28 protein-coding genes are annotated in these 26,991 nt (G+C 61.1%); 13 read left to right on the top strand and 15 right to left on the bottom strand.

Annotation, left to right across the window (positions count from 1 at the left end; genetic code table 11):
* Positions 1–80: 80 nt before the first annotated feature.
* The gene (locus CAL24_RS08795) at positions 81–971 is read right to left on the bottom strand and encodes a LysR family transcriptional regulator (RefSeq protein ID WP_094806428.1); all 891 of its coding nucleotides are present in this window, start codon (positions 969–971) and stop codon (positions 81–83) included.
* 188 nt (positions 972–1,159) lie between these two features.
* Between CAL24_RS08795 and CAL24_RS08790 the strand changes: the two genes are divergently transcribed.
* The gene (locus CAL24_RS08790) at positions 1,160–2,131 is read left to right on the top strand and encodes a Bug family tripartite tricarboxylate transporter substrate binding protein (protein ID WP_094806427.1); all 972 of its coding nucleotides are present in this window, start codon (positions 1,160–1,162) and stop codon (positions 2,129–2,131) included.
* 9 nt (positions 2,132–2,140) lie between these two features.
* On the opposite strand, the gene CAL24_RS08785 is transcribed toward CAL24_RS08790, so the two are convergent.
* Genes CAL24_RS08785 through CAL24_RS08770 form a run of 4 tightly spaced genes read right to left on the bottom strand, consistent with a single transcriptional unit; the run spans position 2,141 to position 6,880 of the window.
* Complete coding sequence (locus CAL24_RS08785; protein ID WP_094806426.1) at positions 2,141–3,295, bottom strand: mandelate racemase/muconate lactonizing enzyme family protein; 1,155 nt, start codon at positions 3,293–3,295, stop codon at positions 2,141–2,143.
* A gap of 7 nt (positions 3,296–3,302) precedes the next feature.
* Complete coding sequence (locus CAL24_RS08780; RefSeq protein WP_094806425.1) at positions 3,303–5,066, bottom strand: IlvD/Edd family dehydratase; 1,764 nt, start codon at positions 5,064–5,066, stop codon at positions 3,303–3,305.
* 20 nt (positions 5,067–5,086) lie between these two features.
* Positions 5,087–5,887, bottom strand: a complete 801-nt coding sequence (locus tag CAL24_RS08775) for an aldolase/citrate lyase family protein (RefSeq protein WP_094806424.1) — start codon at positions 5,885–5,887, stop codon at positions 5,087–5,089.
* 9 nt (positions 5,888–5,896) lie between these two features.
* Positions 5,897–6,880, bottom strand: coding sequence for a Bug family tripartite tricarboxylate transporter substrate binding protein (locus tag CAL24_RS08770; protein ID WP_094806423.1), 984 nt, complete (start codon positions 6,878–6,880; stop codon positions 5,897–5,899).
* Between the two features lie 123 nt (positions 6,881–7,003).
* Here CAL24_RS08770 and CAL24_RS08765 point away from each other — a divergent pair, with 123 nt between their 5' ends.
* Positions 7,004–8,125, top strand: a complete 1,122-nt coding sequence (locus tag CAL24_RS08765; RefSeq protein WP_094806422.1) for a LacI family DNA-binding transcriptional regulator — start codon at positions 7,004–7,006, stop codon at positions 8,123–8,125.
* A 21-nt stretch (positions 8,126–8,146) separates the two neighbouring features.
* Here CAL24_RS08765 and CAL24_RS08760 read toward each other — a convergent pair whose 3' ends face one another.
* A complete protein-coding gene (locus CAL24_RS08760) occupies positions 8,147–9,430 on the bottom strand; it encodes an MFS transporter (protein ID WP_170947043.1) in 1,284 nt (427 codons plus the stop codon).
* A 105-nt stretch (positions 9,431–9,535) separates the two neighbouring features.
* Between CAL24_RS08760 and CAL24_RS08755 the strand changes: the two genes are divergently transcribed.
* The gene (locus tag CAL24_RS08755; protein WP_028353385.1) at positions 9,536–9,982 is read left to right on the top strand and encodes a winged helix-turn-helix transcriptional regulator; all 447 of its coding nucleotides are present in this window, start codon (positions 9,536–9,538) and stop codon (positions 9,980–9,982) included.
* Positions 9,983–9,986: 4 nt separating this feature from the next.
* Here CAL24_RS08755 and CAL24_RS08750 read toward each other — a convergent pair whose 3' ends face one another.
* Positions 9,987–11,501, bottom strand: coding sequence for an amino acid permease (locus CAL24_RS08750; protein ID WP_094806420.1), 1,515 nt, complete (start codon positions 11,499–11,501; stop codon positions 9,987–9,989).
* Between the two features lie 419 nt (positions 11,502–11,920).
* Here CAL24_RS08750 and CAL24_RS08745 point away from each other — a divergent pair, with 419 nt between their 5' ends.
* Positions 11,921–12,133, top strand: coding sequence for a ParD-like family protein (locus CAL24_RS08745; RefSeq protein WP_028353387.1), 213 nt, complete (start codon positions 11,921–11,923; stop codon positions 12,131–12,133).
* Complete coding sequence (gene map / locus CAL24_RS08740) at positions 12,130–12,897, top strand: type I methionyl aminopeptidase (protein ID WP_094806419.1); 768 nt, start codon at positions 12,130–12,132, stop codon at positions 12,895–12,897. Before CAL24_RS08745 ends, map begins: the two co-directional genes overlap by 4 nt.
* Before the next feature lie 47 nt (positions 12,898–12,944).
* Here the strand turns inward: map and CAL24_RS08735 are convergent, their stop codons facing one another.
* Together CAL24_RS08735 and CAL24_RS08730 are read right to left on the bottom strand one after the other, a co-directional pair.
* Positions 12,945–13,724 (bottom strand): SDR family oxidoreductase, encoded by a 780-nt coding sequence (locus CAL24_RS08735; protein ID WP_094806418.1) that lies wholly within the window; start codon positions 13,722–13,724, stop codon positions 12,945–12,947.
* Entirely contained in the window at positions 13,724–14,050 is a 327-nt protein-coding gene (locus CAL24_RS08730) for a nuclear transport factor 2 family protein (RefSeq protein WP_094806417.1), read from the bottom strand. Before CAL24_RS08730 ends, CAL24_RS08735 begins: the two co-directional genes overlap by 1 nt.
* A gap of 94 nt (positions 14,051–14,144) precedes the next feature.
* Here CAL24_RS08730 and CAL24_RS08725 point away from each other — a divergent pair, with 94 nt between their 5' ends.
* Positions 14,145–14,525, top strand: coding sequence for a winged helix-turn-helix transcriptional regulator (locus tag CAL24_RS08725; protein ID WP_028353390.1), 381 nt, complete (start codon positions 14,145–14,147; stop codon positions 14,523–14,525).
* Positions 14,526–15,125: 600 nt separating this feature from the next.
* Here CAL24_RS08725 and CAL24_RS08720 read toward each other — a convergent pair.
* Positions 15,126–15,326 (bottom strand): addiction module antidote protein, encoded by a 201-nt coding sequence (locus tag CAL24_RS08720; protein ID WP_094806416.1) that lies wholly within the window; start codon positions 15,324–15,326, stop codon positions 15,126–15,128.
* Positions 15,327–15,548: 222 nt separating this feature from the next.
* Between CAL24_RS08720 and CAL24_RS23990 the strand changes: the two genes are divergently transcribed.
* A complete protein-coding gene (locus CAL24_RS23990; protein WP_141218062.1) occupies positions 15,549–16,607 on the top strand; it encodes a hypothetical protein in 1,059 nt (352 codons plus the stop codon).
* A gap of 114 nt (positions 16,608–16,721) precedes the next feature.
* The gene (locus tag CAL24_RS08710; protein WP_141218061.1) at positions 16,722–18,494 is read left to right on the top strand and encodes an ATP-dependent nuclease; all 1,773 of its coding nucleotides are present in this window, start codon (positions 16,722–16,724) and stop codon (positions 18,492–18,494) included.
* Positions 18,495–18,529: 35 nt separating this feature from the next.
* On the opposite strand, the gene CAL24_RS24510 is transcribed toward CAL24_RS08710, so the two are convergent.
* Positions 18,530–19,027, bottom strand: a complete 498-nt coding sequence (locus CAL24_RS24510) for a plasmid mobilization protein (RefSeq protein WP_432759281.1) — start codon at positions 19,025–19,027, stop codon at positions 18,530–18,532.
* A 345-nt stretch (positions 19,028–19,372) separates the two neighbouring features.
* On the opposite strand from CAL24_RS24510, the gene CAL24_RS08700 reads away from it, so the two are divergent.
* The 5 genes from CAL24_RS08700 (at position 19,373) to CAL24_RS08675 (ending at position 22,994) form a co-directional block, all read left to right on the top strand.
* Positions 19,373–19,582: a TraC family protein gene (locus CAL24_RS08700; protein WP_000101767.1), complete on the top strand. Its 210-nt coding sequence runs from the start codon at positions 19,373–19,375 to the stop codon at positions 19,580–19,582.
* Between the two features lie 2 nt (positions 19,583–19,584).
* Positions 19,585–19,809, top strand: a complete 225-nt coding sequence (locus tag CAL24_RS08695) for a hypothetical protein (protein ID WP_094806415.1) — start codon at positions 19,585–19,587, stop codon at positions 19,807–19,809.
* 269 nt (positions 19,810–20,078) lie between these two features.
* Positions 20,079–20,873 carry a P-type conjugative transfer protein TrbJ gene (gene trbJ / locus CAL24_RS08690; protein WP_094806414.1) on the top strand — a complete coding sequence of 265 codons (795 nt, stop codon included), beginning with the start codon at positions 20,079–20,081 and terminating at the stop codon, positions 20,871–20,873.
* A 253-nt stretch (positions 20,874–21,126) separates the two neighbouring features.
* Positions 21,127–22,671, top strand: coding sequence for a P-type conjugative transfer protein TrbL (trbL, locus tag CAL24_RS08680; protein WP_249278500.1), 1,545 nt, complete (start codon positions 21,127–21,129; stop codon positions 22,669–22,671).
* Between the two features lie 2 nt (positions 22,672–22,673).
* Positions 22,674–22,994: a hypothetical protein gene (locus CAL24_RS08675; RefSeq protein WP_023115107.1), complete on the top strand. Its 321-nt coding sequence runs from the start codon at positions 22,674–22,676 to the stop codon at positions 22,992–22,994.
* A gap of 537 nt (positions 22,995–23,531) precedes the next feature.
* On the opposite strand, the gene CAL24_RS08670 is transcribed toward CAL24_RS08675, so the two are convergent.
* The 4 genes from CAL24_RS08670 to CAL24_RS08655 form a co-directional block, all read right to left on the bottom strand.
* Positions 23,532–24,230, bottom strand: a complete 699-nt coding sequence (locus CAL24_RS08670; RefSeq protein ID WP_233256763.1) for an ABC transporter ATPase — start codon at positions 24,228–24,230, stop codon at positions 23,532–23,534.
* Between the two features lie 40 nt (positions 24,231–24,270).
* The gene (locus tag CAL24_RS08665) at positions 24,271–25,149 is read right to left on the bottom strand and encodes a helicase RepA family protein (protein WP_012540887.1); all 879 of its coding nucleotides are present in this window, start codon (positions 25,147–25,149) and stop codon (positions 24,271–24,273) included.
* 3 nt (positions 25,150–25,152) lie between these two features.
* On the bottom strand, positions 25,153–25,383 hold the full coding sequence (locus CAL24_RS08660) for a helix-turn-helix transcriptional regulator (protein ID WP_071961390.1): 231 nt from the start codon (positions 25,381–25,383) through the stop codon (positions 25,153–25,155).
* Positions 25,384–25,667: 284 nt separating this feature from the next.
* Positions 25,668–26,876: a tyrosine-type recombinase/integrase gene (locus tag CAL24_RS08655; RefSeq protein WP_094806412.1), complete on the bottom strand. Its 1,209-nt coding sequence runs from the start codon at positions 26,874–26,876 to the stop codon at positions 25,668–25,670.
* Between the last annotated feature and the right edge of the window lie 115 nt (positions 26,877–26,991).

Raw genomic sequence — 26,991 nt, 5'->3', positions numbered from 1 at the left:
CCTTTTATCGGACAATCTGAGTTTTCCGAAGCTTTAATAAGCTTGGATTATTTATTCAACCGGCGCCGGCCCGGCGTCTGTCAGCCTTCCGCGCTCGCCAGCGCGAAATCCAGGAAGCTCTCCACCGCGGGCGAGAGGAATTGGCGCCCGCGCACGAACAGCGCGATGCGCCAGGTCACCGTGGGCTGGCACAGCGGCCGGAATACCAGGCCGAAGCCTTCCACCAGGGGCCGCGCCATGGACGGGCAGATCACATACCCCGGCTGCACCCGCAGCAGGGCCAGGGCCGTGTTGACCCGATGGACCGGCACGATGCGCCGGGGGTGATTGCGCGACGGCACATTGCCCAGCACGTTGGCGGCCAGGTTGGGCATGTAGTTGATCAACGGCCGTTCGCGCAGGTCCCGCCAGGCGATCGAGGGATTGGCGGCCAGGGGATCATCCGCGCGCAGCGCGGCCCACAAGGGGTCGACGCGCACCACATGCGCCTGCACCGCGTCGTCGGCCAGCACGCCGGCCGGACCGAAGCCGATATCGGCGCTGCCGTTATGCAGGCCCGCCAGTACTTGCTCGATCGGCACATCGTCGAAGCGCACATCCACGCCGGGATGGCGCGCGCCATAGGCGGCGATCAGTTCCGGCAACAACGTGCACGACAGCGGTTCCGGCGCGGCCACCCGCACCAGCCCGCGCCGCAGCTCCTTCAGATTGGTGACCTGCCTGAGCGCCTCGTCCAGGTCGGCCAGCACGCGCCGGACCATCGGCTCGAACGCCGTGCCCACCACCGAGGCGCTGACGCTGCGCGTATTCCGGTCCAGCAGCCGCACGCCCAGCCGGCTCTCCAGTTCCTTGACCAGGCCGCTGAGCGCCGCCTGGGACAAGTGCATGGTCTCGGCCGCCTCGGAAAAGCTGCCGCATTCCAGCACGGTGATGAAGGCCCGCAGCTGCCTCAGCGTGACTTCGAACGCCATGGAAGGTCTCCTGTCGATGCGGCAAAACCTATTTATAACCCAGGCTTTTAAGTCATCAATAATTTGAAAATTGTTCTGATAGAACTCGCCATCTATCATCCGGTGGCGGGCCCCGCTATCGCCGATCCTTCGACCACCGCGCCGACCAGCGCCCCGCCGCTGCCTATTCGAACAATCAGGAGACAACCATGAAAATGAACCGGAGGACCCTGCTGGGCGCGGCCGCCTGCATGGCGGCGCTGCCGCGGGTGTTCGCGCAGGGCGCGTGGCCGGCGCGGGCGGTAAAGATCGTCGCGCCGTACGGGGCCGGCGGGCCCAGCGATCTGTCGGCGCGGCTGCTCGGCGAATACCTGGCCAGGCGCCTGGGCCAGCCGTTCGTGGTCGAAAACAAGGCAGGCGCGGGCACGCGCGTGGCCAACGAATTCGTGGCCCAGGCGCCCGCCGACGGCTACACGCTGCTCTATGCCGCCGCGCCCTATTCCACACTGGAAGCCCTGTACGGCAAACTCGGCTATGACCCCAGGAAAGACCTGCAGCCGGTGGCCATGTCCGCCACCGTGCCGCTGTTCCTGGTCGTCAACGCGCAATCGCCCGCCCAGACGGCCAAGGAACTGGTCGCCCATGGCAAGTCGCTGCCCGACGGCCTGACTTTCGGCTCGCCCGGCAATGGCTCGCTGCCCCACCTGGCGGCCGAGCTGTTCCTGCGCGATGCCGGCGCCAAGGGCCTGGTGGTGCAGTACCGGGGCGACGTCATGGCCTATACGGACTTGCTGGCGGGCCGGCTGGACGCCACCCTCACGGCGATCACGGCAGCGCTGCCCCATATCGAGAGCGGCAAACTGCGCGTGCTCGGCGTGGCGTCCGCGGAGCGCAGCGCGATCTACCCGGACGCGCTGACCTTGCGCGAACAAGGCCTGCCCAGCGTGGTCGCGGCGGGCTGGTATGGCTTCATGGCGCCGGCCCAGGTGCCGCCCGCGGTGGTCGGGCAGCTGGACGAAGCCATCAACCAGGCCCTGGCCGACGCCGACATCAAGCGCCGCTTCCTGGCGCAAGGCATGGAGCCGCATCCCGGCAGCGCGGCGGACTTCGGCCGCTTCATCGACGCGGAAATGCGCAAGTGGGCAGCGGTGATCGAACAGGCGGGCATCCGCGGCACGTGATGCGCGGGCCTAGACCTCTGCCGTTGCCACCGCCACCGCATATGGGCGGCATGCCTGCAGGTTCGGCGCCACGCCCAGGCCAGGCGCCGCGGGCAGGCGCACCAGGCCGTCCCGGACAGCGAACGATGGTTCGGCCAGCAAGTCGCGCAGCGGGTTCGGATTGGCGTCCACCTCCACATAGCCCGCGCCGCCGGCCGCGATCTTCAAGTGCATGGACGCGCGCAGGCCGATGCCCGCGCCCAGCCAGTGCGGGCAATACCATTTGCCCGCCGCGACGGCGGCGCGCCCGACTTCCAGGCAACCCGTGATGCCGCCCCATTTGCCCACGTCCGGCTGCAGCACGGCCAGCCCGGGGCGCGCGATGGCATTCTGGTATTGCACCAGGCTGGCATAGTTCTCGCCGCCCGCCAGCCGCAACGGCTGGGCTTGCGCCAGCGCCGCCCAGCGCGATAGCGGCACGTCGGCGCGCATCGGCTCCTCCAGCCACAGCAGGCCGAAATCGGCCATGCGCCGGCCCGCCTGCGCGGCCTCTTGTTCGTCCCACGCCTGGTTGGCATCGACCATCAGCGCGACGTCTTGCCCGATGGCCTCGCGCATGGCGCGCAGGTTGGCCAGGTCGCGCCCGGCGCCAAAGCCGACTTTCAGCTTGAAGGCCCGATAGCCCTCGGCGCGCTTGGCGGCCGCCAGCTCCGCCGGTCGGGTCGGATTGATGCCCGACGCATACACCGCCACCGGCGGCGCCTCGGCGGGCCCGCCCAGCAACTGCCACAGCGGCACGCCGGCCCGGCGCGCGGCCAGATCCCACATGGCGGTGTCCACGCCCGCCATGACCTGCTGCAGCGGCCCCTGTTCGCCGGTCTGCAGCGCCAGCACCGCCAGTTGCGCCTGCAGCGCGCGCCAGCATGCGGCGGGCCCAGGCCAGGCGCGGCCTTCGACCAGCGGGCGGCAATACGCCAGCGCCAGCCGCGCGCGGTGTTCGGCGCCGACGATCGGGAAGTTGCACCAGATCTCGCCCCAGCCAAAGCATCCATCGGCATCGGTGACGCTCACCAGCACCGCCGGCCGGCTCTTCATGATGCCGAACGAAGTCTGCACGGGTGGTTCGGCGGGCGCGCGGAAAACAAAGGCTTCCAGGCGCTCGATGACGAGGGGTTCGGCGGGCATGGCGGACTCAGTAGATAGGCGGTTCGGGCGTCGGCGCGTTGCCGGCCAGGCTGGCGAAGTCGCAGCCCAGGTGGGCCTGGGTGACTTCGTTCTGGTAGATGCGGGAGTAGCCGCGCGCATGGGGCCGCGGCGGCGGCGACCACTGGCGCCGGCGCGCCTCGAGCTCGGCCTCGGACACCAGCATGTCGAGGCTGCGCGCGCCGATGTCCAGCCGCACCAGGTCGCCGCTGCGCAACAGCGCCAGCGGCCCGCCCACGGCGGATTCGGGCGATACGTGCAGCACGCAGGTGCCGTAATGCGTGCCGCTCATACGCGCGTCCGAAATGCGCAGCATGTCGCGCACTCCCCGCTGCAGCAGCTTCTTCGGAATCGGCAGGTTGCCCCATTCCGGCATGCCGGGCCCGCCTATCGGCCCGCCGTTGCGCAGCACCAGCACGGTATTCTCGTCCACGTCCAGGTCGGGGTCGGCCATGGCCGCGAACATCTCGGCATTCGAATCGAATACCAGCGCCGGGCCGGTATGCCGCAGCAGGCACGGGCTGGCCGCCGACGGCTTGATCACGGCCCCGTCCGGCGCCAGGTTGCCGCGCACCACCGCCATGGCCAGGCCGGCTTCCGGGCACTCCGCCACGCCGTGCTTGAGGGGCGCCGACGGATCGAGGATGGTGCCGTCGTCGTCCGCGACCGGCCAGGCGGCGAGATTCTCCCCCAGGGTGCGGCCGGTACAGGTCAGAGTCGACAGGTCCAGGTGCGCGGCCACCTTGCGCAATACCGCCGGCAGTCCGCCCGCGTAGAAAAAATCCTCCATCAGGCGCTCGCCCGATGGATACAGGTTAGCGATCACCGGCACGTCGCGCGCGATGGCGTCGATCTCGTCGATCGACAGCGCGATGCCGGCCCGCCCCGCCATGGCCGGCAAATGCACGGCAGCATTGGTGGAGCCGCCCAGCGCCACGTAGGCCACCATGGCATTGCGAAACGCCGAGGCACTGCAAATGCGTGAAGGCCGCAGGTCTTCCCACACCATCTCGACCGCGCGGTAGCCGCACTGCCACGCCATGCGGGTATGCGCCGCGTCCACCGCCGGGATCGCCATCGCGCCCGGAAGCGACAACCCCAGCGCCTCGACGATGGCGGTCATGGTGCTGGCCGTGCCCATGGTGTTGCAGGTGCCCACGCTGCGCGTCATGCGCGACTCCAGCGCCACCCATTCGGCCTTGCCGATGGCGCCGATGGTGTATTCGGCGAAGAATTTCTTGGTATGCGTGCCGGCGCCCACGGCCTGGCCCCGGTAGCGGTCGTTGAGCATGGGGCCGGCCGGCATGAAGATCACCGGCAGGTCCATCGACAATGCGCCCATTACCAGCGCGGGCGGCGTCTTGTCGCAGCCGCCCATCAGCACCGCGCCGTCGATCGGCAGGCTGCGCAGCAGCTCTTCGCACTCGACCGACAGCAGGTTGCGGTACAGCATGGTGGTGGGCTTGACCATCACCTCGCCCAGGCTCAATGCGGGCAGCTCAAGCGGATAGCCGCCGGCCTGCAGCACGCCGCGCTTGACCGCCTCGGCGCGCTCGCGCAGGTGTGCATGGCATGGCGACAGGTCGCTCCAGGTATTGATGAGCGCGATCACCGGCCGGCCCATGAATTCTTCGCGGTTCAGGCCTTGCTGCTGCATGCGCTGGCGGTGCGCGAAACCGCGGATATCGTCGCTGGCGAACCATCGATGGCTGCGCAGGGTCGCGGGCGTCTTGCGCGTGGGAGTGTCGGTCATGGGGGGCGTTTCCTGGGGCATCAATAGGCAGCGGGCGCGCCACCATCCGGGCGCCCGGCAAAGCGCGCCGCGGTCTCGTCGCAAGCCTTGCGCAGCAGCACCTGGTCGGTGGCCACCGCCACGAACAGGGCGCCCTGCGCCAGGCACTGGCGCGCGCGCGGCTCGTCCAGCATGAGAATGCCGGGCGCCTTGCCACAGGCCAGGATGCGGGCGATGGCGTCGTCGATGGCCTTGCGCACCTTCGGATGCTGCAGTTCGCCGGCCACTCCCAGGCTGGCCGACAGGTCGGCGGGCCCGATGAACACGCCGTCCACGCCGTCGACCGAAGCGATCTGCTCGAGCTGCTCGAGCGCCTCCATGGTTTCTATCTGCACCAGCACGCACAGTTCGCGTTCGGCCTGCCGCACGTAGTCGGCGTCGCGGCCGAAACGCGAGGCGCGCATCGAGCCGCCCATGCCGCGCACGCCGCGCGGCGGGTAGCGCGTGGCCGCCACCGCGGCTTCGGCTTCGGCGCGGTTCTGCACGAACGGCAGCAGCAAGGACTGCGCTCCCACGTCCAGGTGGCGCTTGATCAGCACCGTGTCGTTCCAGGCCGGCCGCACCACCGCCGATGACGGCCGCTCGCGCTCGGCGGCCACGGCCTGCAGCAACTGCTGCACCACGATCGGGTCGCTGGGCGTGTGTTCGGTATCGATCAGCAGCCAGTCGAAGCCGGCGCCTGCGATCAACTCGGACACCATGGGAAACGGCAGGGTCGACCACAGGCCGATCTGCGGCTGGCGCGCCTGCAGCGCGCGCTTGAAAAGATTGGGAGCGGGCATCAATGAAACTCAGTCGATATGCACATTGCCGGCCTTGATCACCTCGGCCATGCGCCGGGAGTCGGCCTTCAGGCGGGCCTCGAATTCCTCGGGGGTGGAAGACAGGATCTCGCTGCCCTGGGCTTCCTGCGGCTTGCGGAATTCCGGCGTGGCCAGGATGGCCGCCATTTCCTGGTGCAGGCGCTGCACGATGGGCGCGGGGGTGCCGCGCCGCACCAGCATGCCGCTCCAGGCGATCTGCACCGTGCCGGGCGCGCCGGCCTCGGCCATGGTGGGCACGTCCGGCGCCAGCGGCGCGCGCTTCTCGTCGGCCACCGCCAGGATGCGCACCTTGCCGGTCTGCGCCACGGGCAAGACCGCCGACAGGTTGTGGAACATCATGGGAATCTGCCCGCCCATCACGTCGGTCAGCGCGGCCGGGCCGCCCTTGTACGGCACGTGCACCAGCTCGGTCCCGGTGCTGGCCTGGAACTGCAGCCCGGTCAGGTGCATGGTGTTGCCATTGCCCGCCGACCCGAAGGCCAGCCGCCCGGGTTGCGCCTTGGCGGCCTTCACCACGTCGGCCACCGACTGGTACGGCGTCTGCGCGCCGACCACCAGCACATTGGGCGTCTGGTTGGTCAGGGTGATGGGCTGGAAATCCTTGAACGGATCGAAGCCCGGCGACTTGTACAGGTGCGGGTTGACCGCCAGCGTGCTGATGGAGCCATAGAAAATGGTGTAGCCGTCGGCGGGCCGCTGCGCCACATAGGCGGCCGCGATGTTGCCGTTGGCGCCCGCCCGGTTCTCGACCACGACCGGCTGGCCCAGCCGGTCCGACAGCGCTTGCGCGAACGGCCGCGCCACCGCGTCGGCGGCCCCGCCGGGCGGCTGCGGCACCACCAGCGTGACCGGCTTTTCCGGATAGCCGGCCGCCTGGGCCAGCGGCGCGGCGGCCAGGATGGCGAACGCGGCCAGGGCGCCCAGCCCGCAGCGAATGCGTGAAGTCTTCATGGTTTTGTCTCCTGTCTGGTGGATGCAGGGTTGTGGTTATGGTGGCGCCGGCCAAAATGATACCGGTTTCATTTCAAATGGTACCGGTATCATTCATGGTGTGCAAGAGGTATAGTGCGAACCATGACGACACCCCCACGGCCTTCCCGGCCCAAGCCTTTCGGGCCGCCCCAGGCGGACGACGACGCCGCGCAGGCGCGGCCTCGCGCGCGGCCCAAGCTCGGCCACTACACCATCCACGACGTGGCCGCCCTGGCCGGCGTCTCCTCCGTCACGGCCTCGCGCTATTTCAATACGCCGCATAAAGTCTCGCCCAAGCTGCGGGCGCGCATCGACGCGGTGATCGCCGACACCGGCTACATGCCCAGCCAGGTGGCGCGCCGCCTCGCCTCTACCCAGGGCGGACCGGTGGGCGCGGTCATGCAGAACGTCAGCAGCCCCACGTTCGCCGAACTGGTCCGCGGCATGAGCGAGACGCTGGACGCCCAAGGCCTGCAACTGCTGCTGGCCAACAGCGAATACTCCGTGGACACCGAGGCCCGGGCGGTCCGCGCGTTGGCCGGCTGGCACCCCAGCGGGCTGATCCTGACCCGCGGCGACCATGCGCCGGCTATCGAGACGCTGCTGCAGAGCTTGCGCATTCCCGTGGTCGAGGCCTGGGAAATCCTCGACGGCCGCCCTTATCACCAAGTCGGCTTCGCGCAGCGCGACGTGGGCCGGATGCTGGCCGGGCATTTCCTGCAACAGGGCGCGCGCCGCATCCGCTTCGCGCTCAGCGGCGCACAGCACGACACGCGCGCCGCGCGCCGCGCGCAAGGCTATGCCGAAGCCATGCAACAAGCCGGGCTGGATGCGGACATCGCGCGCGCCGACGAAACCGACGACTACGCCGCCGGTATCGCCCACATCGCCCGGTTCGCCCAGGAGCCGGCCGGGCGCCGGCCCGAGGCGATCGTGTTCGCGCACGACCACCTCGCCATCGGCGCCCTGCTGCGCGCGCCGGCCTTCGGCGTATCCATACCACGCGACTGTGCGGTGGCCGGCTTTGGCGACGTGCCGCTGGCCGGCATCGTGGAACCGGGCCTGACCACCGTGCGCACGCGCCCCTACGAAATCGGCCGGCAGGCCGCCCGCGCCCTGCTCGCCGCCATGCAGGCCGCGCCCGAGGAGGCGATTGGCCCCACCGTGCACAGCGTGCCCTGCGAACTGGTGGTGCGCGACAGCAGCAGCCGGCATGCGCCCTGAGCCTGCCGCGCCGCCCGCGCTTTACCCGTGCCCCGGGACAGCAGCCGCCGGCCCCCGCCCTGGCGGCGTGCCCGGCAAGGCCGGCGGCATATAGCGCCGGGTAGCCGCCCAGAACAACAACGCCAGCAGGCTGACCGTCGCGCCCAGCAGGCACACGCCGTGCCAGCCGGCGTGGGCATACATGGCGGTCGCGGCGGCCGCGCCCAGGCCGCTGCCCACCGCATAGAACAGCATGTAGAGGCCGACCAGCCTGCTGTGCGCCTGCGGCCGGGCGCGGAAGATCATGCTCTGGTTGGTGACGTGCAGCGCCTGGCCGCTCATGTCCAGCAGCACAATACCGATCACCAGCGCCCATAGCGAGCTTTCCAGCAGCGACAGCGGCCACCAGGCCAGCAACAACAGCGCCAGCGCGGCCAGGCTGGTCCGCTGGCCGTGGCCCCGGTCGGCCCAATGCCCTGCGCGCGCCGCCGCCAGGGCGCCCGCCACGCCGACCAGCCCGAACGCGCCGATCGCCGTATGCGAGAAGCCATAGGGCGGCGCCCGCAGCGGCAGTACCAGCGCGCTCCAGAAAATGTTGAACACGGCGAACATCAACAGCGCCAGCACGCCGCGGATCTGCAGCGCCCGCTCGGCGCGCAACAGCCCCAGCATGGACAGGATGAGGCGGCCGTAGCCCATGGCATCCGGCCGAATCGCCAGCGCCGGCAAGCGCCGCCACAGCGGCAGCGCGATCGCCAGCATCAGCGCGGCCGCGCAGAAATACACGCCGCGCCAGCCCGCCAGGTCGCTGACGCCGCCCGCGAACACGCGCGCCCCGAGCAGGCCGATGACCACGCCGCCCTGCGCCGCGCCGACCACCCGCCCCTGCTCGCCCGGCTCCGCCGCGCTGGCGGCGTAGGAGATCAAGCCCTGCGTCATCGCCGTGCCCAGCAAGCCCACCGCCAGCATGCCGGCCAGCAACACCGGCGCCGACGGCGCCACGCCCACCACCGCCAGCGCCACCGCCAACGCCAGCGCCTGTGCGGCCATCAGGCGGCGGCGGTCGACACGGTCGCCCAGCGGCACCAGCAGCAGCAAAGCCAGCGCGCAGCCAGCCTGCGTGGCCGTAATCACGCCGCCCACCGCCGCGTGGCCGATGCCGAACTCCAGCGCCAGCGCGTCCAGCAGCGGCTGTGCGTAATACACGTTCGCCACGCTCAGGCCGCACGCCGCGGCAAACAACATCACCAGGCCGCGCGGCATACCGGCGCGCGCCGCGCAAGCCACGCCGCGGCCGACCGCCGCCACATCACAAGAAGCCGCCATGATCGATACCATCCAATCTAGTTTTAAAACAAAACTAGTTGAATGCTAGGCCATGCAGTTTTAAAATGCAACCACACGATCGCCAATCTCACGCCCCGCCCTCTCATGCCACGCCGCAAACCATTGAACGGCCAATCCTGCCCCGTCGCGCGCTCCGTCGATCTCGTCGGGGACCGCTGGTCGCTGCTGATCGTGCGCGACGCCTTCGATGGCATGCGGCGCTTCGGCGATTTCCAGCGCAGCCTGGGGGTGGCCCGCAACATCCTGGCCGACCGCCTGCGCAAACTGGTCGAGGCCGGCATACTCGAGACCCAGGCGGCCTCGGACGGCAGCGCCTACCAGGAATACGTGCTCAGCGCCAAGGGCGAAAGCCTGTTTCCGCTGGTGGTGGCGCTGCGGCAATGGGGCGAACGGCACCTGTTCGCCCGGGGCGAACCGCACTCCGTGCTGGTCGACAAGCGCACCGGCAAGCCCATCCCGTTCATGGCCCCGCAGGCCAGGGATGGCACCGGGCTGCCGCCCGCCGCCACCGAAGTGCGCAAGGTTTCGTAGGCGCTCAGCCGCGCGCCGGCGGCCCCGCGGCGTCTTCGACGTCGGCGAAATCGAAGCGCATATCCGCGTAGCGCACCCAGCGCGACCGGCACACGATCCGGTAGCCCGCCCAGGTCGCCAGGAACAACAAGATGCCCAGGTACGTGGACAGGGCGCCGCCCCAGTCGATGCGGTCCTGCAGGAAAGCCTCGTAGTTCTGGCCCAGGGTGATCACCAGGCACAGCACGAAGGCAAACAGCGGCCCGAACGGAAACAGCCCCGCCCGGTAAGGCAGCGCCTGCACGTCGTGGCCATGCAGGACATAGCCCTTGCGGAACCGGTAGTGGCTCACCGCGATGCTCAGCCACACAATGAACTCCGTCATGCCCGCCAGGTTGAGCAGCCAGATATAGACAGCCTGCGGGCTGTACACCGCGCTCAACAGGCACAGGCTGGCCAGCGCCGTGGTTCCCAAGAGCGCATACAGCGGCACGCCGGAACGGCTCAACCGGGCGAACCGGCGCGGCGCCATGCCTTCGCGGGCCATGTTGAAAAGCATCCGCGTCGCCGCGTACATGCCGGAATTGCCCGCCGACAGGACCGACGTCAGAATCACCGCGTTCATCACCGTGGCGGCCGCCAGCAGCCCGGCCTGTTCGAACACCAGCGTGAACGGGCTGACCGCGATGTCGCTCACTTCGCTGCGCAACAGATGCGGGTCCGTATAAGGGATGAGGAAGCCGATCACGGCAATCGACAGCACATAGAACAGCAGGATGCGCCAGAACACGCGGCGGATGGCGCGCGGCACGTTGCGCCGCGGGTCCTCCGACTCGCCGGCGGCCACGCCCACCAGCTCCGTGCCCTGGAACGAGTACGCCACCACCATGGCCACCCCGACCATGGTGGCGAAGTTGCCGACGAATGGCGCCTCGCCCACGGTCCAGTTGGCGAACCCCGGCATGTGCCCGGTATGGACGATGCCGGCCAGGATCGCCACGCCCGTGACCAAGAAACAGATCACGGCAACCACCTTGATCAGCGAAAACCAGTACTCGCTCTCGCCGAAGCCGCGCGCCGAAAACGCGTTGAGCCCCAGCATCAACAACAGGAACAGCCCGCTCCAGAGAATCCCGGGAACATCCGGGAACCAGTACGCCATGACCAGTTGCGCCGCCACCAGGTCGACCGCCACCACCACCGCCCAGCTGAACCAGAAATTCCAGCCCAGCGCGAAGCCGAAGCCCTTGTCGACATAGCGCGACGCATACGTGGCGAAGGAACCGGGCACCGGCATGAAGGCCGCCAGTTCGCCCAGGCTGGTCATGATGAAATAGACCATCGCGCCGATGATCAGATAAGTCAGCAGCGCGCCGCCCGGCCCGGCCTGCGCGATCGTCGCGCCCGACGCCACGAACAGGCCGGTGCCGATGGCCCCGCCAATGGCGATCATGGTCAAATGGCGCGGCTTCAGGACCCGCCGCAAATGCGACACCTCGTCGCCCGACGGCATCGTTTCGGGCGAAGCGGAAGCGGACATGGAATAGTGCTTGGTTCGTTCTTGTTCTGTCATGTATGGCAATGGTGCTGGCCGGCGGCGCGGCAAGGCATGGCATGGCATGGCAGCCAGCGAAAATCAGGCAGCCGTCGGGCTGTGTGTAAATGGTTTCCTGGTGTACTCGGAGATCGGGCGCGCCCGGTGCGCGCCCCATGCCGAGGCTGGCCGGCCTCGGCCATCGCGGCGGGGACGCGAAGACACCGCCGCACGACGCTTCAACGCTTGACGGGGCCACCACGGCAGTGCCGGGGGCCCTCGAAACAGGACGCATCTTAGCGCGGCATGACTTTGCCTCAAAACGGCCAACCCGCTCCCTTCCCTACGGTCATGGTAGGCATGCACTTGCGTCGCCACACAAAAGGAATATATGATCCGTATACGTTTCATATAGACCTGCACTCATGGGCATCGTAAACATCGACGACGAGCTGCACGACCAGTTGCGAAAGGCCAGCGCGGTGTCGTGCCGGTCGATCAACGCACAAGCAGCCTTCTGGATCAGGGTCGGCATGCTGTGCGAAACGAATCCGACATTGACGTTCAACGAGATCATGGGGCGTGAACTGCGGGCCGCCGGCGTCGTGGCACAGCCTGTCAAGATGGAGCCGGCATGACCAAACGGCCGGAAGAAATCGCGCTACTGGCAGAGTCGGGCCGATTATTGGCAGAGGTGTTCAATCACCTCGACAGGCTGGACCTGATCGGCATCTCCACCATGCAGGTCAACGACCTGGTCGAAGACCTCATCGTGCATAAGCTGCATGCACGTCCGGCCAGCAAGGGGCAGTACGGGTACGCCTACGCGCTCAACGCCTCCCGCAACCAGGTGGTATGCCACGGAGTCCCCTCTGCGAAGGACATTCTGCAGGACGGGGACATCGTCAATTTCGACATCACGCTGGAAAAAAATGGCTACATCGCCGACTCCAGCAAGACCTACCTGGTGGGCGAGGTGTCGCCGCCCGCCCGCAGGCTCGTGGACGCAACCTATGAAGCGATGTGGAAAGGCATCCAGGCCGTCCGCCCCGGCGCCACGCTGGGCGACGTGGGCCATGCCATCGAGCGACATGCCCACAGGAAAGGCTATTCGGTGGTGAGGGAATACTGCGGACACGGCATCGGGCGCGAAATGCACGAAGAGCCACAGGTGCTGCACTGGGGCAAGCCGCGTACCGGCCTGGTGCTGCGCGAAGGCATGGTGTTCACCATCGAACCCATGTTGAACCAAGGCAGAGGGGCCGTCCAAACCGAAGACGATGGCTGGACGGTCGTTACACGCGACGGCCAACTGTCAGCCCAGTTCGAGCACACCGTGGCCGTGACCCGCAATGGCGTGAGGATTCTGACGCTGCGCCCGGGCGAGAAAATGCCGCACTGACTAGGGAACGACGACTGGAGCGTCTTGCGCCGCGGGGCGGGTCAGCCCTATGCAGTCGGGACCGTGCCGCCGTCGATCACATACTCGGCACCCGTGATGGTTGCCGCGCGTGGCGAAGCCAGGAAGGCGATGAGATTCGCAACCTCGACGGGCTTTGATGGTCGCCCCAACGAAATGCCGCCTAGAGAGTCCATGATGATCTTCTTGCCCCCCTCATAGTCTGTCCCAGCCTGCAAGGCCAGGCGCTCGGCAAGGGCCACGGCTGCCTCTGTCTCGATCCAGCCTGGCGCGACCCGCACGACGCGGATGCCCTTGGGCGAAATCTCCTTCGACAGGCTCTTGCTGTAAGTCGAGAGCGCGGCCTTCGCTGCCGCATAGCCGGTGGTTGATTCCGGCAGAGGCAACTCGCGCTGGATTGAAGTGACGTGAATAACCACGCCTGCGCCTTGAGCCAACATGCCAGGCAGCAACGCGCGATCAAGTCGGACAGCGGGCAGCAAATTGAGGCTCAATTCGCGTTGCCACTCCTCTTCACCCAAAGCCGCGAAGCCTCCAGCAGGTGCGGTCGAGCCACCCAGGACATGGACGATGATGTCCACGCCGCCAAAACTGGCAATAACTGCATTTGCCACAGAGTTGCAGCCTTCGACTGTTGTCAGGTCAGCAGCGACGAAAATGTCTGCTGACATATCGGCGGGTTGCTCCCGCGCGGTGGTGAGCACTTTCGCGCCGAGTTCTCGGAACAGGTCAACGACAGCTTTTCCCACGCCTTTGGTACCCGCCGTCACCAGGACCCGCTTGCCTTGTAGTTCCAGGTTCAGGGACATTAGCGGATCTCCAACGATTTGATCTTGTCGTCCGCCAGTTCAAAAACATGGTCAAGGTGAACAGGGCTACCGGGAAAGTTGCCGACAACATTTGCCAAAACGGTTATCCGGTCACCCTCTCGGGAAACGTTGACAGGCTCAACGGTGTACTCAAATTTCTTCCGTGCTTCACGCTTCCAGGACTGGATAGCCTCATGGCCTCGGTGTGTGTATCTTTCATCAACAACAACCGCATCCTGCGTGAAGCAGTAGTCGACGCGAACGGTGTCCGAGCCGTTGCTGAGCTCGAAGTAGGCAGAAATGGGATCTGGTAGTGAAAGAGCCATGGTTGGTGCGTTCTCGCGGTGAATTGCCGTACAGGCATTTTCGACATAGACTCGCTATTCGGCAAGAACGCACTAAAAAGTAAGTTACTGATCCATGAGAAAGGTATATACGCCTGCCACTGCCGCACTGGGGGTAGCGGAAGCCCTTCGACTGCTGGAAGGCCGATGGAAGCTCATCATCCTTTTTCATCTCTTCGATGGAAAAGTGCAACGCTATTCGGACTTCGAGCGGCTGATCCCGGGCATCTCCCAGAAGATGCTGGCCCAACAATTGCGGCAGCTGGAAGCCGACGGGGTTGTTTCCCGGAAGCTGTATCCGCAGGTTCCCCCCAAGGTCGAATACCGACTAACGGATTGGGGACAAGCCTTGTGCCCTGCGTTGGATGCAATGCTGAAGTGGGCGGAACAGCGTGATGCGCTATTCGTGAAGAAGGTTCCGGGCGATGAAATGGCGAGTGATGGCTCAAGCAATTGACAGCCCCCCATTTCGCCCGATCTTCCAGGCCCCGCCATCTCGCATCGTGGCAATGACTTGTGGTCCAAACTGCTGCCCGCGTCGCCCGCGTAGCCTCTGCCCGGCCAGGACGTCGGCGCGCTGCTGCATCGCGTGTTTGGCCTCGCCGCCAAAGCCCGGATCACGCCGGCCTTTGCCACAGCTGATCAGTTGCTGATCCAGGTCGCGACGCTTTTTCTCCCGTTGGGGACGGCTTTTACCAGCAGGGGCCGGGAGACCTGCTGACGCCCGGAAAGCTGCATAAAAGCCGCTTTCCCGAGGAGGCTTCTACCGTCAAAGACTGGGTAGGTTTCAATAGTGAACGGGAAGGTCTTGATCCGGCCTCCGGTTCTTGCCGCCGTTTTACCGCCGACTTGTTCTGCTGGCCGGCGCTAGCCACCGATAGCCGCCGTGACGCATTTAAGAATCAACACGTTACGGCGGATTCTCGATAGCTGGCGATAGTCCCCGAAGGAGTCAATTCACTCCCACTCAATTATAAATAACACAAAAAAAAATGTTTTAAATCAGCACCTTGAGTAGAGAATTATTCACTGAACCATGAAAAATACCACGTTCAAATCAGCGAGGTAGAGCGCGCCCTGTATCGGCGTAATCCGACTTCGAGCAACCTTCCGAGGCCGTGGCCATCTGCCGCAACAGAATGGTTAGCTCGTCGGCGGAGTTACCGTCGCGGCGAACTTCAGCAAGCAGCTCCGCTGCATAGGTCGGATCGGCGCGGAAGTGCTCGGCCATCGCCGTGTCATGCGGTCTGTCCTTCATTTAGCATCATCCTCCCAAAACATGCCGCAACTCCGGCGGAAGTTGCATTTATCATAGTTGCACGCCTAATACATCATGAGTCAATCTCATGATACCGGCAACACTGTCATCAAGAAGCAATTTTTAGCTTGAGAACGTAGAAAAAAGTAGCGTTCACTGGCATCTTGGTAGAGCAATTTTAAACTAGGATATTTAACATAAATGAGGGGGCGGGCGAAAGCAATGAAACGCGTATCGAGAAATGCGGAGAGTTTCGATGCATTGGAGCTTTATACTACCTTATCGCGACAAAATGGGTATCGCATAGGCATTTCTGAAGATATTAGCGCGTTTCAGCAAAAAATTGGAGCATCTCTCAAAGCGACGCTAGATAATCCTAATGTATTACATGGGAAACGTGTGGAGGCGATGTTTGCTCATGTATTAGGAGCACTTGGTGGATGCCAATACATCAAGCAGGAGGACAGTGGAGCGGCATTCGCAAGTTCCGATGAATTCATCCCGCCTGACTACCGGATTGTAACGAACAGCGGAGATGTAATCCTTGTCGAGGTAAAGAATTTTCATATGAAGTCGCTTGGCTCACGCTTCTCTCTGAAAAAATCCTACCTAAAAAAACTTGTTTCATATTCAAACATAAATAAAGCTGATCTCAAAATTGCGATCTACTTCTCCCGAATAAACAAATGGGTACTATTGCCTCCCGACTCCTTCTTTGATTCCGGTTCTAGTATATTTATTGACCTGCCTCACGCACTGGCTAGAAACGAAATGTTTCTTGTAGGTGATTGCATGATTGCAACATTGCCTCCATTACGTATCGAGTTCATCGGTGATTCTAACGATGAAAAGGCGATGGTCGCAGACAACGGCACCGCCCTATTTACAATTCGCGATATTCGCATGAGCTGCGCAGGCACTGCCATCACCAACGAGAATGAACAAAAATTAGCCTTCTACCTCATGCGCTACGGAAATTGGTCGGAAACAGAAACCCCTGCGACCGTGGTTGACGGACGGCTTATTTCCTTCGCTCACGAAATGAAGCCAGAGAACCCCACAGAGGACCAGGACTTTCAGATCATTGGGGATTTAAGCTCGATGATTAGTACAGCTTTTCGAGAGCTTACTGTTGACGACCAAACAGGCATAGTCGCACTCGACGTTAGGTTTGATCCTGAAATTTTCAGCTTGAAGATTCCTCGCGATTACAAGGGAAAAGCATTACCGCTGTGGCGCTTCGAGATTCATCCAAACCTTGATTTTAAAACTGGGACTTAGCGCTCACAAAAACTCAATATCTCGATATGAAGCCACTCGATCAACGCAATAGTTTTTATTTTAAATGTGAGTCTTGAAAGTATCTAACTTTGATTACCAATAGCGGGAGGGGTAATGCATCACATCTCACAAATTAGAATACAGAATTTCAAATCAATCTCGGACGGAATATTTCCACTTTCGCACTATACTCCTTTGGTTGGCTACAACAACGCTGGAAAAACTAATATTATTCGGGCTATTGGCTGGATAATAAAACGATCTAGCCTCCCACCAGAAGACTTTCACCTTGCCGATCAGCCAATTATTGTAGAAGCGGAAATCTCTGGCATAAGTGCTGAAGTGCTCGATGCGATTGGTGATGCTCACCGTGGACGTATCGAGCCCCTTGTCGTTGACGGTCAGATACGTATTAGGCGCACGCAAGCCACCCCAGGGCAGGCAGTTGCGGGGATACGATTTGAAGTATTAAGGCGAGAAGCCGGTCAAGATGAATGGGTTATCAATCCAGCAGGGATCGACGCTGCAATAGGCGCTCTGTTTCCCGAGCCTATTTTTATTGGAGCGATGGAAAACGCCACAGAGGACGTAGCGAAATTTGGTAGCGGAACCACAATCGGCAAGCTTCTTAAAGAGATAATGGCTCCCGTCATTGATCGGCACTCGCCTGCTGTTGCTGAGGCACTGCAAGACGTCGGAAGGCGTCTTTCAGCCAACGCTGAGAATAAAGACGAAACTTTAGTCGATCTCGACGGCCGTATTCAAGGCGAGCTGTCCAAGCTGTTTCCCGGTGTCTCGGCCAAGACCCACATACCTGTCCCAGATTTTTCTGATTTCATGAAATCAGCGACGATACGGATTTTCGAAGAGGGGTTCGAAAATCCTGACGGTAGGGATGCCTCGTCATTTGGGCATGGCGCCCAACGCTCTATACAAATAGCGCTTATTAAGTGTCTAGCCGAAGTTCGGAGAGCCGGCGGTGGAAATGCTGGTAGAACGACGCTCCTTCTGATTGATGAGCCAGAGCTCTATCTACATCCCCAAGCTATCGAAGTCGTACGTGCAGCTTTAAGCCGACTCGCTGGCGACGGCTATCAGGTGGTCATTACAACGCATTCGGCAAATATGATTTCGCGGGACGATGCCCCCAATACCCTTCTCATACGAAGAAGCGCAGCTTTAGGGACAAGATGCTATCCACGAATAAAGGATGCGGTGGCAGCAGCAATTGATGATGCCCAGCATCAGTCAGAAGCGCTATTTGCCCTTTCAAACTCGAGTAAAATTCTTTTTTCCGAGCGAGTCGTAATCACTGAAGGGAAAACCGAACGCACAATTCTGCCTACAATATTTCTCAACTCTTTTGGAACCACTCCCGGTGAAGATAAGATTGGATTTGTTGATATCGGAGGAACTCCCAATATTCCTGATACTATAAAAGTATTGCGGTCGATGGGAGTGCCTTGCAAGGCGATTGTAGATTTAGATTTTGCCTTTAGGATAGCTCCTCTTAAGGGTCTGCTCGCTCCCGATCATGCTGATCTCATCGCATGCAAGGCAATACTGGAAGAATTAAGAAATGGCGGCCACATTGGCCTTGATGCAGATGGGCTGCCTACTAGACATAATGGAATGCCCGCTGCGGCGGCTTTCGAAAGACTTGCCCAAGAAGAAAACGCAATAGACTGCATTGCAAGATTGCATGAAGAATTGAAAGCGATGGGCATTTGGCTATGGACGAAAGGCGCGATTGAAGCGCACCTTGGTATAGCCAAAACAAGTGCAGCCCACATAACCTTCATGACCAGCCTTTCTAATGAGGAATATAAAGCTGGCCTTCCAGACTACCAATCTGTTAGCAGAGCAATGGATTGGTTGCGCCTTTAATTGATATATTGAAAACGGCCCGTTTAGGGCCGTTTTCATTTTTTCTTGAATACTATTCGGCTCATAATCGCTCTTGTCTGATGCTGAAGTTCTCTGAACTGCATCATCAACGCTTCCACGTCAAATGGCCGAGCACCCTGACCGCGCTTTTCCGCTAGCCATAATTTCAATAGCCCAGCGAGCCGTCCAAAGTCCCCATTTACTTTGACAAGGTCACGAACAGCATCGAGATCGGCTATTGCTCCTACACGGTGATTTAATCCGGCCGCACGCATGTAGGCTGACCGAGACAAACCCGCACTATTTGCCCTTGCGTCGATCTCCGCCTTTTCCTCATCGGTAACCCAAACCTCAACGGGTTTTCCGCGTCTACGGGCTCTTTGCTCTAACCGGTACTTGCTCCTCCTTTTGGTGCTTATCCGTTTGTCATCGCGGCAGCGACGGTTAGCCTCGCAGAGCAAGATGCCGTCGAACCGAAGGTGAGTAAGGGGCGGTGTTGTACGGGTGCGGGACTGCCCGTACCCGTACAACACACATCCTGCCTGCTACTTCTCTGCGATTCTATGCGACTGGAGCAGAATCGCCATTAAAATATGGCGTAATCGCGCACATTCGCGCTAATTCGCATACATTCGCGTAGCGTCGCGTTAATCAATTCTTTTAATCGCGTAGAATCGCGTACATTCGCATAGAAATGCGTTTCCGATTGAGTTCATGAGCATCAAGGACTGACTGACACCAAAAGGAGGGGCTTTGAGAGGCCATCCGCTAGACCAGCCAAATCTAAGCCTTGTAAATTGCTAGACTCAGGTGAGAACATAGCCTCCGTTTACGCGCTTTTTTTCGAAAATCGATCATCAAGAAACAACGGAGTAATCATGGCACGAAAAACCCTCGCAGAGCGCCGTTCTGATGCCCTTTCAGAGCTTGAAATGGCGAAAGCAAGACTGGCAAAACTCGACAATGAGGCAGCAGAAAGAATCGGAAGAATTGCAATAAAGTCAGGATTGGTTAATCTTGAGCTGACGGACGATCAAGTCCGGGAAGAATTCGACAAAATCGTGGAAAGGATCAGCAAGGGGAATTGATCATGAAGACAGCTCACCGCATCAGCGCATTGGCCAATCAACTCAACGAACTGCAAGCCTGCCTCGGTCGAGCCAGCGGGCGGCATGGCGACAGCGTTATGGAAGCCCAGCGCATAGCGGCCGAGCTGGCTTCTTCACTCGAAGATTGGCACCTTGAAACGCTACACATTCCTGAACCGGAGCGTGACCTCTATCGCGCACAGAATCCCTATTACGCTGCCCACTGACGCCGCGCACTGCCCTATCAAAAGCTCACTTCGGTGGGCTTTTTTTTGTCCGCAAAATGTATCAAAACGGACAACCAAGCTCGTTCCGCTTGTCATGAGAAACGCGATCAAAATCATAGCGTTGAGAAACAATCTCGTGAAGATTGACGGACAGTTTACGGACATAAATCATTGAATTCTATGCGGATACAAGATTATCCGCATATTTAAAACTGCTCCATATCGGTCAATAATCAAACCTCGGACGATGACAAAATGAGGTATTCGGTATGGAAATGGAATCGCAAAAAACGTCGGCTTATGCCGCCCGAAAATTGGGTCGAGGCGCGGCGCTCGCTCTAGCAATGGCAAGCGCAGGCCTTGGTGTAAGTCTCTACATGGCACCGGCTCCGGCCTATGCCATCTACTGCTCGAACTGCTCGACGTTCTATCAGCAGATGTACGAGTACGCCGAAGCGGTCAACACGCAACTGAACACGGCCCAGCAACTGGCAACGCAGATTCAGCAGTATCAAAACATGGTTACGCAGGGTCTGAGCTTGCCCAACTCCATGTTCGGCAGCATCGCGGCCGACCTGCAAAGCGTGGTGAATATCTACACGAAGTCGCAGGCCTTGGGCCGCCAAATCCAGAACATGGATTCGCAGTTCAACACGCAGTTTCCGGGCTTCGAGTCCTACCTGAATCAAGCCGCGAACTCGGAGGCAGTCCCGGCGCGGGATCGTTATCAGAAGTGGTCAGAGCAGGGGCGCGACAACGTGAAAACGGCGATGGAAGCGGCGAACCTCAATACCGGCACTTTCGAGTCTGAGGACGCGCAACTTGCCCGCATGGTTTCCCGTTCGCAGTCGGCCGCTGGCCGGATGCAGGCGATTCAGGCGGGCAACGAAATAGCCTCGCAGAACGTGCAGCAACTGCAAAAGCTGCGCGATCTGGTAGCCACGCAAATCAATATGCAGGGCAACTACATGGCCCAGCAAGGCGACCGGACGGCCGCTAGCGAAGCCGCCGAACAACAGTTTGAAGCGCGTAAAAACACACGCGGCGGCGTTAAGGGGTACTGAGAATGACTATTTCGAAATGGCTTATAGCCCTGATTTGCACCGCGTCCGCATTGGCCGGTTCTGTGGTCACTGTGGCTGTTCAAGGCAATAGCGAATGCACTGCGGTGTCGGAACAACAACGGCACCAGCGTGACGCTGATGCCGCATTTGAGGCGCGCCCGAACACTCGCGGCGGCGTCAAGGGGTACTAGTTATGGAACGTCGTCTGTTGTTGTTCCTTGTCCTAGCGAGCGTGCTTGTCGCCGGAAATGCTATGGCTGCGAACGACCTGTCCCACGCCGATACATCGGTTCAGGGCCTTCTCGATCTCGTTCTGCAGCAGTCGCACCAGTGGTCAGGAAAACTGTATTACTACGCCATTAGACTGTTCTGGCTGCTGGCCACCATCCAGTTCGTATGGACGCTTATGCCTCTGGTCATGAAGCAAGCTGATTTCGGCGAGATTGTCGGCGAACTGCTGCGCTTCGTGATGGTGATCGGTTTCTTCCTCGCAGTCATGACTTATTCCGTGGAGTGGTCGACGGCCATTGTCGATAGCTTCCGCGATGCGGCAGCATCGGCAAGCGGTCTTGGCCGTGCATTAGAACCCGGCGACATGCTCGCAGTTGCGCTGGATTTCGGCCGCACCATGGTGGAAGGCATTTCAGTGTTTTCTCCGGCCAAGGGAATTCTGATCGCTGTATGCGCTGTGCTGGTCTTGGCGTGCTTCGCCTTCATCGCAGCGTTCATGTTTGTGACGCTCGTAGAGTCCTACGTGATCATCAACGCATCTGTGCTGTTCTTTGGCTTTGGTGGTTCGCAATGGACGCGGGACTTTGCAACTGCGCCCATGCGTTTTACCGTCGCAATCGGAGCCAAACTGTTCATTTTAGCGCTGATTGTCGGCCTGATCGTACAGTCGGCTAAGCAGTGGTTAGCGGCCTATACCAACGACGAAGCGTCATTGATGACGATGGTCGGTCTGGCCTTGGTGTGCTGCTATCTGACGAAGACCATCCCTGATTTGATCGGCGGCATGATAAGCGGCACATCGATGGGCGGCGGCTCCGCCATTGGCGGGATGGCGGTAGCCGGTGCTGCCGGGGCCGCCGCAGCGGCGGCCACCATCGCCACGGCAGGGGCTGCGGCTCCTGCTGCTGCCGGTGCTCTCGGCGCTGCTGGGACTGGCGGCGCTACCGGTGCGGCGGGTGCCGGAGGGATTGGCGGCGGCGGTCTGGCCGCCGCAATCAATTCCAGCTTTGCCAGTGGTGGTGCGCCCGCAGCGGCCGCAACAGGTAGGGGCGGTGCGACCTCTGGTATCGGCGCGAGCACTGGCGGCCAAACGGCGGCCAAGGGCGCGGCGTCGGTAGGTGCCCGAGTGGGCGGTAGCGGCGCACCACAAACGCCGGAGGCCGCGCCGCAGCATCCTAGCAGCGGAGTGCAGCAGGCAGCCAAGCAGGCCGGAAAAGCGGCGCAGGGCAACGACAACAACGACCAGCAAGCGACACCAAAAGGGGGAGTTGTCAGCTCCGGCAACGCACTTTCCCAAGCGGCCAATGGTGGTGCAAAGATGCTCGGCGTAATGGCCTCGATGGCAGTGCCGGGCATGGAGAACGCGCACTCTTTGTCTCTTGGCGCAGGCTCTCCACCACCTGTTTCCGACGATGCCAACTCGACAGCCCCGGCCAACGGCGCGGAAACGGTAGTCGAGGAATCTAATGTTATCCGACCAGCTTCGGACACCAGTTCTACTCCCGGTCGCCTCGCTTCGCTCGACGCGCAGGGCACCGCTTCGAACAACGATCAACTGGAGAAATAACCATGTTTGACATTCTGATATTCGCTGGATTTGTAGTATTCGCCTCGACCTTCGCTATCGGCATGTGGGCGCTCGGCCGATGGCTACGTAGCAAGGGCTACGGGCCACAGCTTGATAGGCTGGATCGCCAATACACGGCCTTACAGCTTCGGGTAAGCCCGCTCGCCCTGTCAGCTTCCTATCGCATGTTTTCCGGGGCACAGGCGCTGAACCGTCTACCGCTGCTTGGCAGCAAGAATAACGCCGCTCTAAACCAGCAAGTGTTGATGGCCATCCAAGCCGCACAGGAAGCTCAAAGGCAGGAGAAGCGCGACAATAGCTGATCGCTGGCCAGCCACCCAAACAACCCCGCCTAAGTGCGGGGTTTTGTTTTCCTGCCGCAGCTTCTCCGTCTATTACACACCGCAAAAACGGCCTGTATAGCGCTGTGAGAAGTTTTCACACATGACAGCCACAACCCCCATTCCGACACTGAAAAAACGCCACCACGGCCCATACAGGAGGGATTTTGGACGATTTCGCAGGCCGTTAGAGGCCTTATGCTCGTTTTGGCCCTGCCCTTCCCTTTTTGGTGCCTGATGTCTTTTTGCCGGTTTCAACGGCTCGACCAGGTGCTGCGACCGGTGGGTAATCCACGGAACTAACCGCGTCGACGACGGCAGGCCCGCCCTACCTTTTTTGGTGCCCAACGGCCGTAGGCCGACTGGCAAGGCCGGACCGCGCCTCAAGCGCGGGCTGTGCCGCGCAGGATCTGAATATCCTGAATATCCTGCTAACTCCGGGCGGGTGTGCGACGTTTCGGGCGGCTGTGCGACGCTACCGGGCGGTTGTGCGACGCTATCGGGCGGGTGTGCGACGCTTTAGGCGTCACCAGTACCTTTTTTCCTCAACCGGTCGCCATCTAGAATCAGGCCGAGCGCCTTCAATTCGTCGGCATCTTCTCTCAGCCTGAATCGTGCATCTCGCATTGCTTTGCTCGGCACGATCCCAGCAACGGCCACGATAACGGTATCAAGATACCAACCGCCTGTCGGCTCTATTTTGTGGCTCAAGACGTGCCTTGCGACTGCTTGGCTGATGCCATGCTGTAGGCGAGCAATGGGGGCTGGGTCGTAGTACAGACTCAAGTCATGCTCAAGCAGCATCACCAGCGCTACGCCAAGGCGCACTCTCCACAGATTCCGCTCTCCCCCTGTTAGGGGATCAGGCCGTGTCATGGGCGATGGGATAACGTGATCAATCAATCCCCCGATTATTGGGAAATCGAATTGTGGCGTCTCAATTGTGATCGTCGCCGCTCGCAGCTCGGCCAACAGCTTTTCGATCTGCGTAAAGCTGTAGCGGCTGTCGGAAAGCGTCTTTCTCACCCGAGCGGGGTCTACCAGCAGCTCTACGCCGCCGTCAGAGACAGGGCGCCGACGTTCTGCGCAGTACAGGACCGCTTCCACAATATCGGCGTGCCTCTGGCCTAGCCTGCCTGCCACGCGGCAGCGGCCAAATGATGTGTCTGTCCAATCACCCTCGCGCAATCGCGGGCGCTGGCTAGGCTGATAGAGCATTACCCGCGCCTGTGCGCTAGTACTGGTGGGGGTCACAGCATTACCACCGCTCATCGTCACTCCCACTTACGACGTGCAGAGTGCGTTCCTTCGTCACCGCCGCCAATTCCACCGGCAGCAACACGCCGCCGTCATGACGCTGATACCAACGATCAGCGTCAATCTCGGCGTAGTTCTGTTTGCTAACGCCGAAACGAACGAAGAACTTCCGGCGGTTTTCCCCGATAGGCTGTCGGTCATATATGCGATCACTGAGGCGTTCGGCCTCAGCCTCGGTCATTCTGGCGACATAGCCACACCAGCGGGCATTGTCGATTAGAGCGGATGCGCCTCGTGCCGCCTGCTGTTGATCCGTCTGCCCCTCGCGGGCACTGCCCTTGCTGACATGATGCAGATACAGAACTGACGCCCCGGTGCTGGCCGCAATATGCTCCAGCGTGGCGACAAGCCTTGCCATGTCGCCATTGCTGTTCTCGTCCCTGTCATGAATGCGGCTCAGGGTATCCAGTACGATCAATCGGGCACCGGCGCAAAATTCAATGACGCGGGCAAGGTGCCGCTCATCCATCACGTTCAAGCGCTTACCCATGATCGGCTCAAGGGTGAGGTTCTGCGCGATGGCGTCGCGTGACTGCTGGTTCAGGTGCTGGCCAATGGAATGAATACGGCGCACCAGTGCGACTGCCGGGTCTTCTCCGGCGCAATAGACCACGCGGCCAGTACTGGCCGGGGAAAGCCCTAAAAGATCACCACCCGCGACGCTGCACGCGATGGTCATTGCGGCTTCCAGCGCCCAGAAGCTCTTACCTGTGGCTCCGGGAGCCACCAACGCGCCTACTGTCCCTGCGAGGAAGCCCGGCCAAATAAAGTCTAGTGTGGGCGGTTCGTTCTCGAACGCTGCCCGTAAGTCAATCGCCACAATTCAAGCCCCCATTCCGGGGCGAGGGGCCGGGCTGGAATGTTTGCACGCATCAATCCATGCCTCAACCTCAGCCAAATCCCACACGACCTTGCGGCTGCTGAGTGCAATGCGCTGAGGGAATTTCCCCTGCTTTTCAAAGTTGTAGATCGTGCGCTCGCACAGTGGAATCATCTCCAGCAGCTGCTTTTTGCTAATGAGAACTTTACTCGCTCTCCTTAATTCTCTTTCCACACCGAATACCTCGTTTTGTCATCGTCCGAGGTTTAATTATTGCTACACAATGCCGGTGTTTTCCAGCATTTATGGACTATTTTTTCGTTAAAAATCAATGGGTTAACTGTCCGGCAATCGTATAGTTTCGGGACAACGATATTCGCCCAATCTCTTGTTTTTCCGGAAGTTTTCTTAAGGAAATTTAGGAGAGAAAGACTGTCCAACAAACGTCTATTTCGGGACAAAAAAATGCCCACCAAAGTGGGCATTTCGCGACAAAATGCAGGTCTCAAGGCTCCGAATCAGTCCTGGAGGCGGGGCTTCCTGATTGTCCACTCATCGATCATGTCCGCCCAATCCTGAAGCATTGCCCGGCGCTGATCGCGGTACTCGGCCTTGTTGTAGACGGCGCGAACCCCCTTCTGTTCGTGCGCAAGGCACTTCTCGATCCAGTCAGTGTTATAGCCCGCCTCATGTAGAAGCGTGCTGGCTGTGCGCCGCAGGTCATGCGGTCCGAACTTGCCAAGCGACTGCCCTTCCTTCTGGGCCAGACGATAGGTCAGCGTGAGCACCTGATTGAGCGTGGCGCTGCTCATCGGCAAGTCCGAGTCATAGCGCGATGGCAGCACGTACTCCGAGCCGCCCGCGAAGGTTTTCAGAGCTATGAAAATGTCGAGCGCCTGCCTCGAAAGGAACACCAAATGGGGGTTGCGGCGCTTCATCCGCTCCTTGGGGATTGTCCAAAGCGCTTCGGTGAAATTGATCTCGCTCCACGTTGCGTTAGTCAGTTCGCTTTTACGTACCATCGTCAGCAACAGCAGCTTGGCGGCCGCCCGAATGGAAGGCGTGGTGCCAATGCGCTCCATGTACTGGTACATCAAGCCGATTTCATCGGGCGTCAGTGCTCGATCTCGCGGCTCGAACTTGGCGATGGTCGAGGGGCGCACCAGATCGGCCGGGTTCTCGACCTTCTGGCCGCGCTCGATGGCCCAGCGGTAGACCTGCAAGACGATCTCTCGCGAATGCACCGCTGTTGCCGGTGCGCCTCGTTCTACGATGGCGTCTGTCAGCGCTCGCAAGTCCTCATGGGTAATCTCTACCAGTTTTTGGTTGCCAAATTTCGGCTTTAACTCGCGTTCGTAGACCGAGCGGCGCATGTCTCGGGTATTGGGCGCCATCTGATAGCCGCGCAACCATTTCTCGGCCCACGCGCCGAATGTCTCTGCATCCTTGACGCGGGCTTTGTCCCGCGCCTTCTCCTTGGCTGGAGATTTCCCTGCGGCGATCATCTTCTTGGCTTCGCCCAGCCGTTCGCGGGCTTCCGCTAGCGTGATCCCTCCGACACCGTAGCGGCCGAAGGTGATTGTCTCCTGCCTGCCGTGGATCGAGTAGTTGTAGCGGAATGAAATCGAACCCGCTGGCGTGATGGCCACGTAGAGGCCGTCACGGTCATTCACTTTGTAGAGCTTGTCCTTTGGCTTGAGGTTGCGCAGCTTGGTATCAGTCAGCATGGTCGGGTTGGGTTTCCTCTCAAAAATACCATGCTCAAAAAGCCCCACAAATCCTCAAAAAAACTCTTTAAGAACAATGTGTTACCTAAATTAAATACCATGAAAACTCCATCAG

Origin of the sequence: Bordetella genomosp. 2 (assembly GCF_002261345.1) — a bacterium.
In the GTDB taxonomy this organism is placed as follows: domain Bacteria; phylum Pseudomonadota; class Gammaproteobacteria; order Burkholderiales; family Burkholderiaceae_B; genus Bordetella_A.
The sequence above is the reverse complement of the archived record's forward strand: the minus strand, read 5'-3'. Positions and strand labels throughout refer to the sequence as shown.

Coding starts and splice junctions, on each gene's coding strand:
- CAL24_RS08795 (WP_094806428.1), bottom strand. CDS start 971: ATGGCGTTCGAAGTCACGCTGAGGCAGCTGCGGGCCTTCATCACCGTG.
- CAL24_RS08790 (WP_094806427.1), top strand. CDS start 1,160: ATGAAAATGAACCGGAGGACCCTGCTGGGCGCGGCCGCCTGCATGGCG.
- CAL24_RS08785 (WP_094806426.1), bottom strand. CDS start 3,295: ATGCCCGCCGAACCCCTCGTCATCGAGCGCCTGGAAGCCTTTGTTTTC.
- CAL24_RS08780 (WP_094806425.1), bottom strand. CDS start 5,066: ATGACCGACACTCCCACGCGCAAGACGCCCGCGACCCTGCGCAGCCAT.
- CAL24_RS08775 (WP_094806424.1), bottom strand. CDS start 5,887: ATGCCCGCTCCCAATCTTTTCAAGCGCGCGCTGCAGGCGCGCCAGCCG.
- CAL24_RS08770 (WP_094806423.1), bottom strand. CDS start 6,880: ATGAAGACTTCACGCATTCGCTGCGGGCTGGGCGCCCTGGCCGCGTTC.
- CAL24_RS08765 (WP_094806422.1), top strand. CDS start 7,004: ATGACGACACCCCCACGGCCTTCCCGGCCCAAGCCTTTCGGGCCGCCC.
- CAL24_RS08760 (WP_170947043.1), bottom strand. CDS start 9,430: ATGGCGGCTTCTTGTGATGTGGCGGCGGTCGGCCGCGGCGTGGCTTGC.
- CAL24_RS08755 (WP_028353385.1), top strand. CDS start 9,536: ATGCCACGCCGCAAACCATTGAACGGCCAATCCTGCCCCGTCGCGCGC.
- CAL24_RS08750 (WP_094806420.1), bottom strand. CDS start 11,501: ATGTCCGCTTCCGCTTCGCCCGAAACGATGCCGTCGGGCGACGAGGTG.
- CAL24_RS08745 (WP_028353387.1), top strand. CDS start 11,921: ATGGGCATCGTAAACATCGACGACGAGCTGCACGACCAGTTGCGAAAG.
- map (WP_094806419.1), top strand. CDS start 12,130: ATGACCAAACGGCCGGAAGAAATCGCGCTACTGGCAGAGTCGGGCCGA.
- CAL24_RS08735 (WP_094806418.1), bottom strand. CDS start 13,724: ATGTCCCTGAACCTGGAACTACAAGGCAAGCGGGTCCTGGTGACGGCG.
- CAL24_RS08730 (WP_094806417.1), bottom strand. CDS start 14,050: ATGGCTCTTTCACTACCAGATCCCATTTCTGCCTACTTCGAGCTCAGC.
- CAL24_RS08725 (WP_028353390.1), top strand. CDS start 14,145: ATGAGAAAGGTATATACGCCTGCCACTGCCGCACTGGGGGTAGCGGAA.
- CAL24_RS08720 (WP_094806416.1), bottom strand. CDS start 15,326: ATGAAGGACAGACCGCATGACACGGCGATGGCCGAGCACTTCCGCGCC.
- CAL24_RS23990 (WP_141218062.1), top strand. CDS start 15,549: ATGAAACGCGTATCGAGAAATGCGGAGAGTTTCGATGCATTGGAGCTT.
- CAL24_RS08710 (WP_141218061.1), top strand. CDS start 16,722: ATGCATCACATCTCACAAATTAGAATACAGAATTTCAAATCAATCTCG.
- CAL24_RS08700 (WP_000101767.1), top strand. CDS start 19,373: ATGGCACGAAAAACCCTCGCAGAGCGCCGTTCTGATGCCCTTTCAGAG.
- CAL24_RS08695 (WP_094806415.1), top strand. CDS start 19,585: ATGAAGACAGCTCACCGCATCAGCGCATTGGCCAATCAACTCAACGAA.
- trbJ (WP_094806414.1), top strand. CDS start 20,079: ATGGAAATGGAATCGCAAAAAACGTCGGCTTATGCCGCCCGAAAATTG.
- trbL (WP_249278500.1), top strand. CDS start 21,127: ATGGCTGCGAACGACCTGTCCCACGCCGATACATCGGTTCAGGGCCTT.
- CAL24_RS08675 (WP_023115107.1), top strand. CDS start 22,674: ATGTTTGACATTCTGATATTCGCTGGATTTGTAGTATTCGCCTCGACC.
- CAL24_RS08670 (WP_233256763.1), bottom strand. CDS start 24,230: ATGCTCTATCAGCCTAGCCAGCGCCCGCGATTGCGCGAGGGTGATTGG.
- CAL24_RS08655 (WP_094806412.1), bottom strand. CDS start 26,876: ATGCTGACTGATACCAAGCTGCGCAACCTCAAGCCAAAGGACAAGCTC.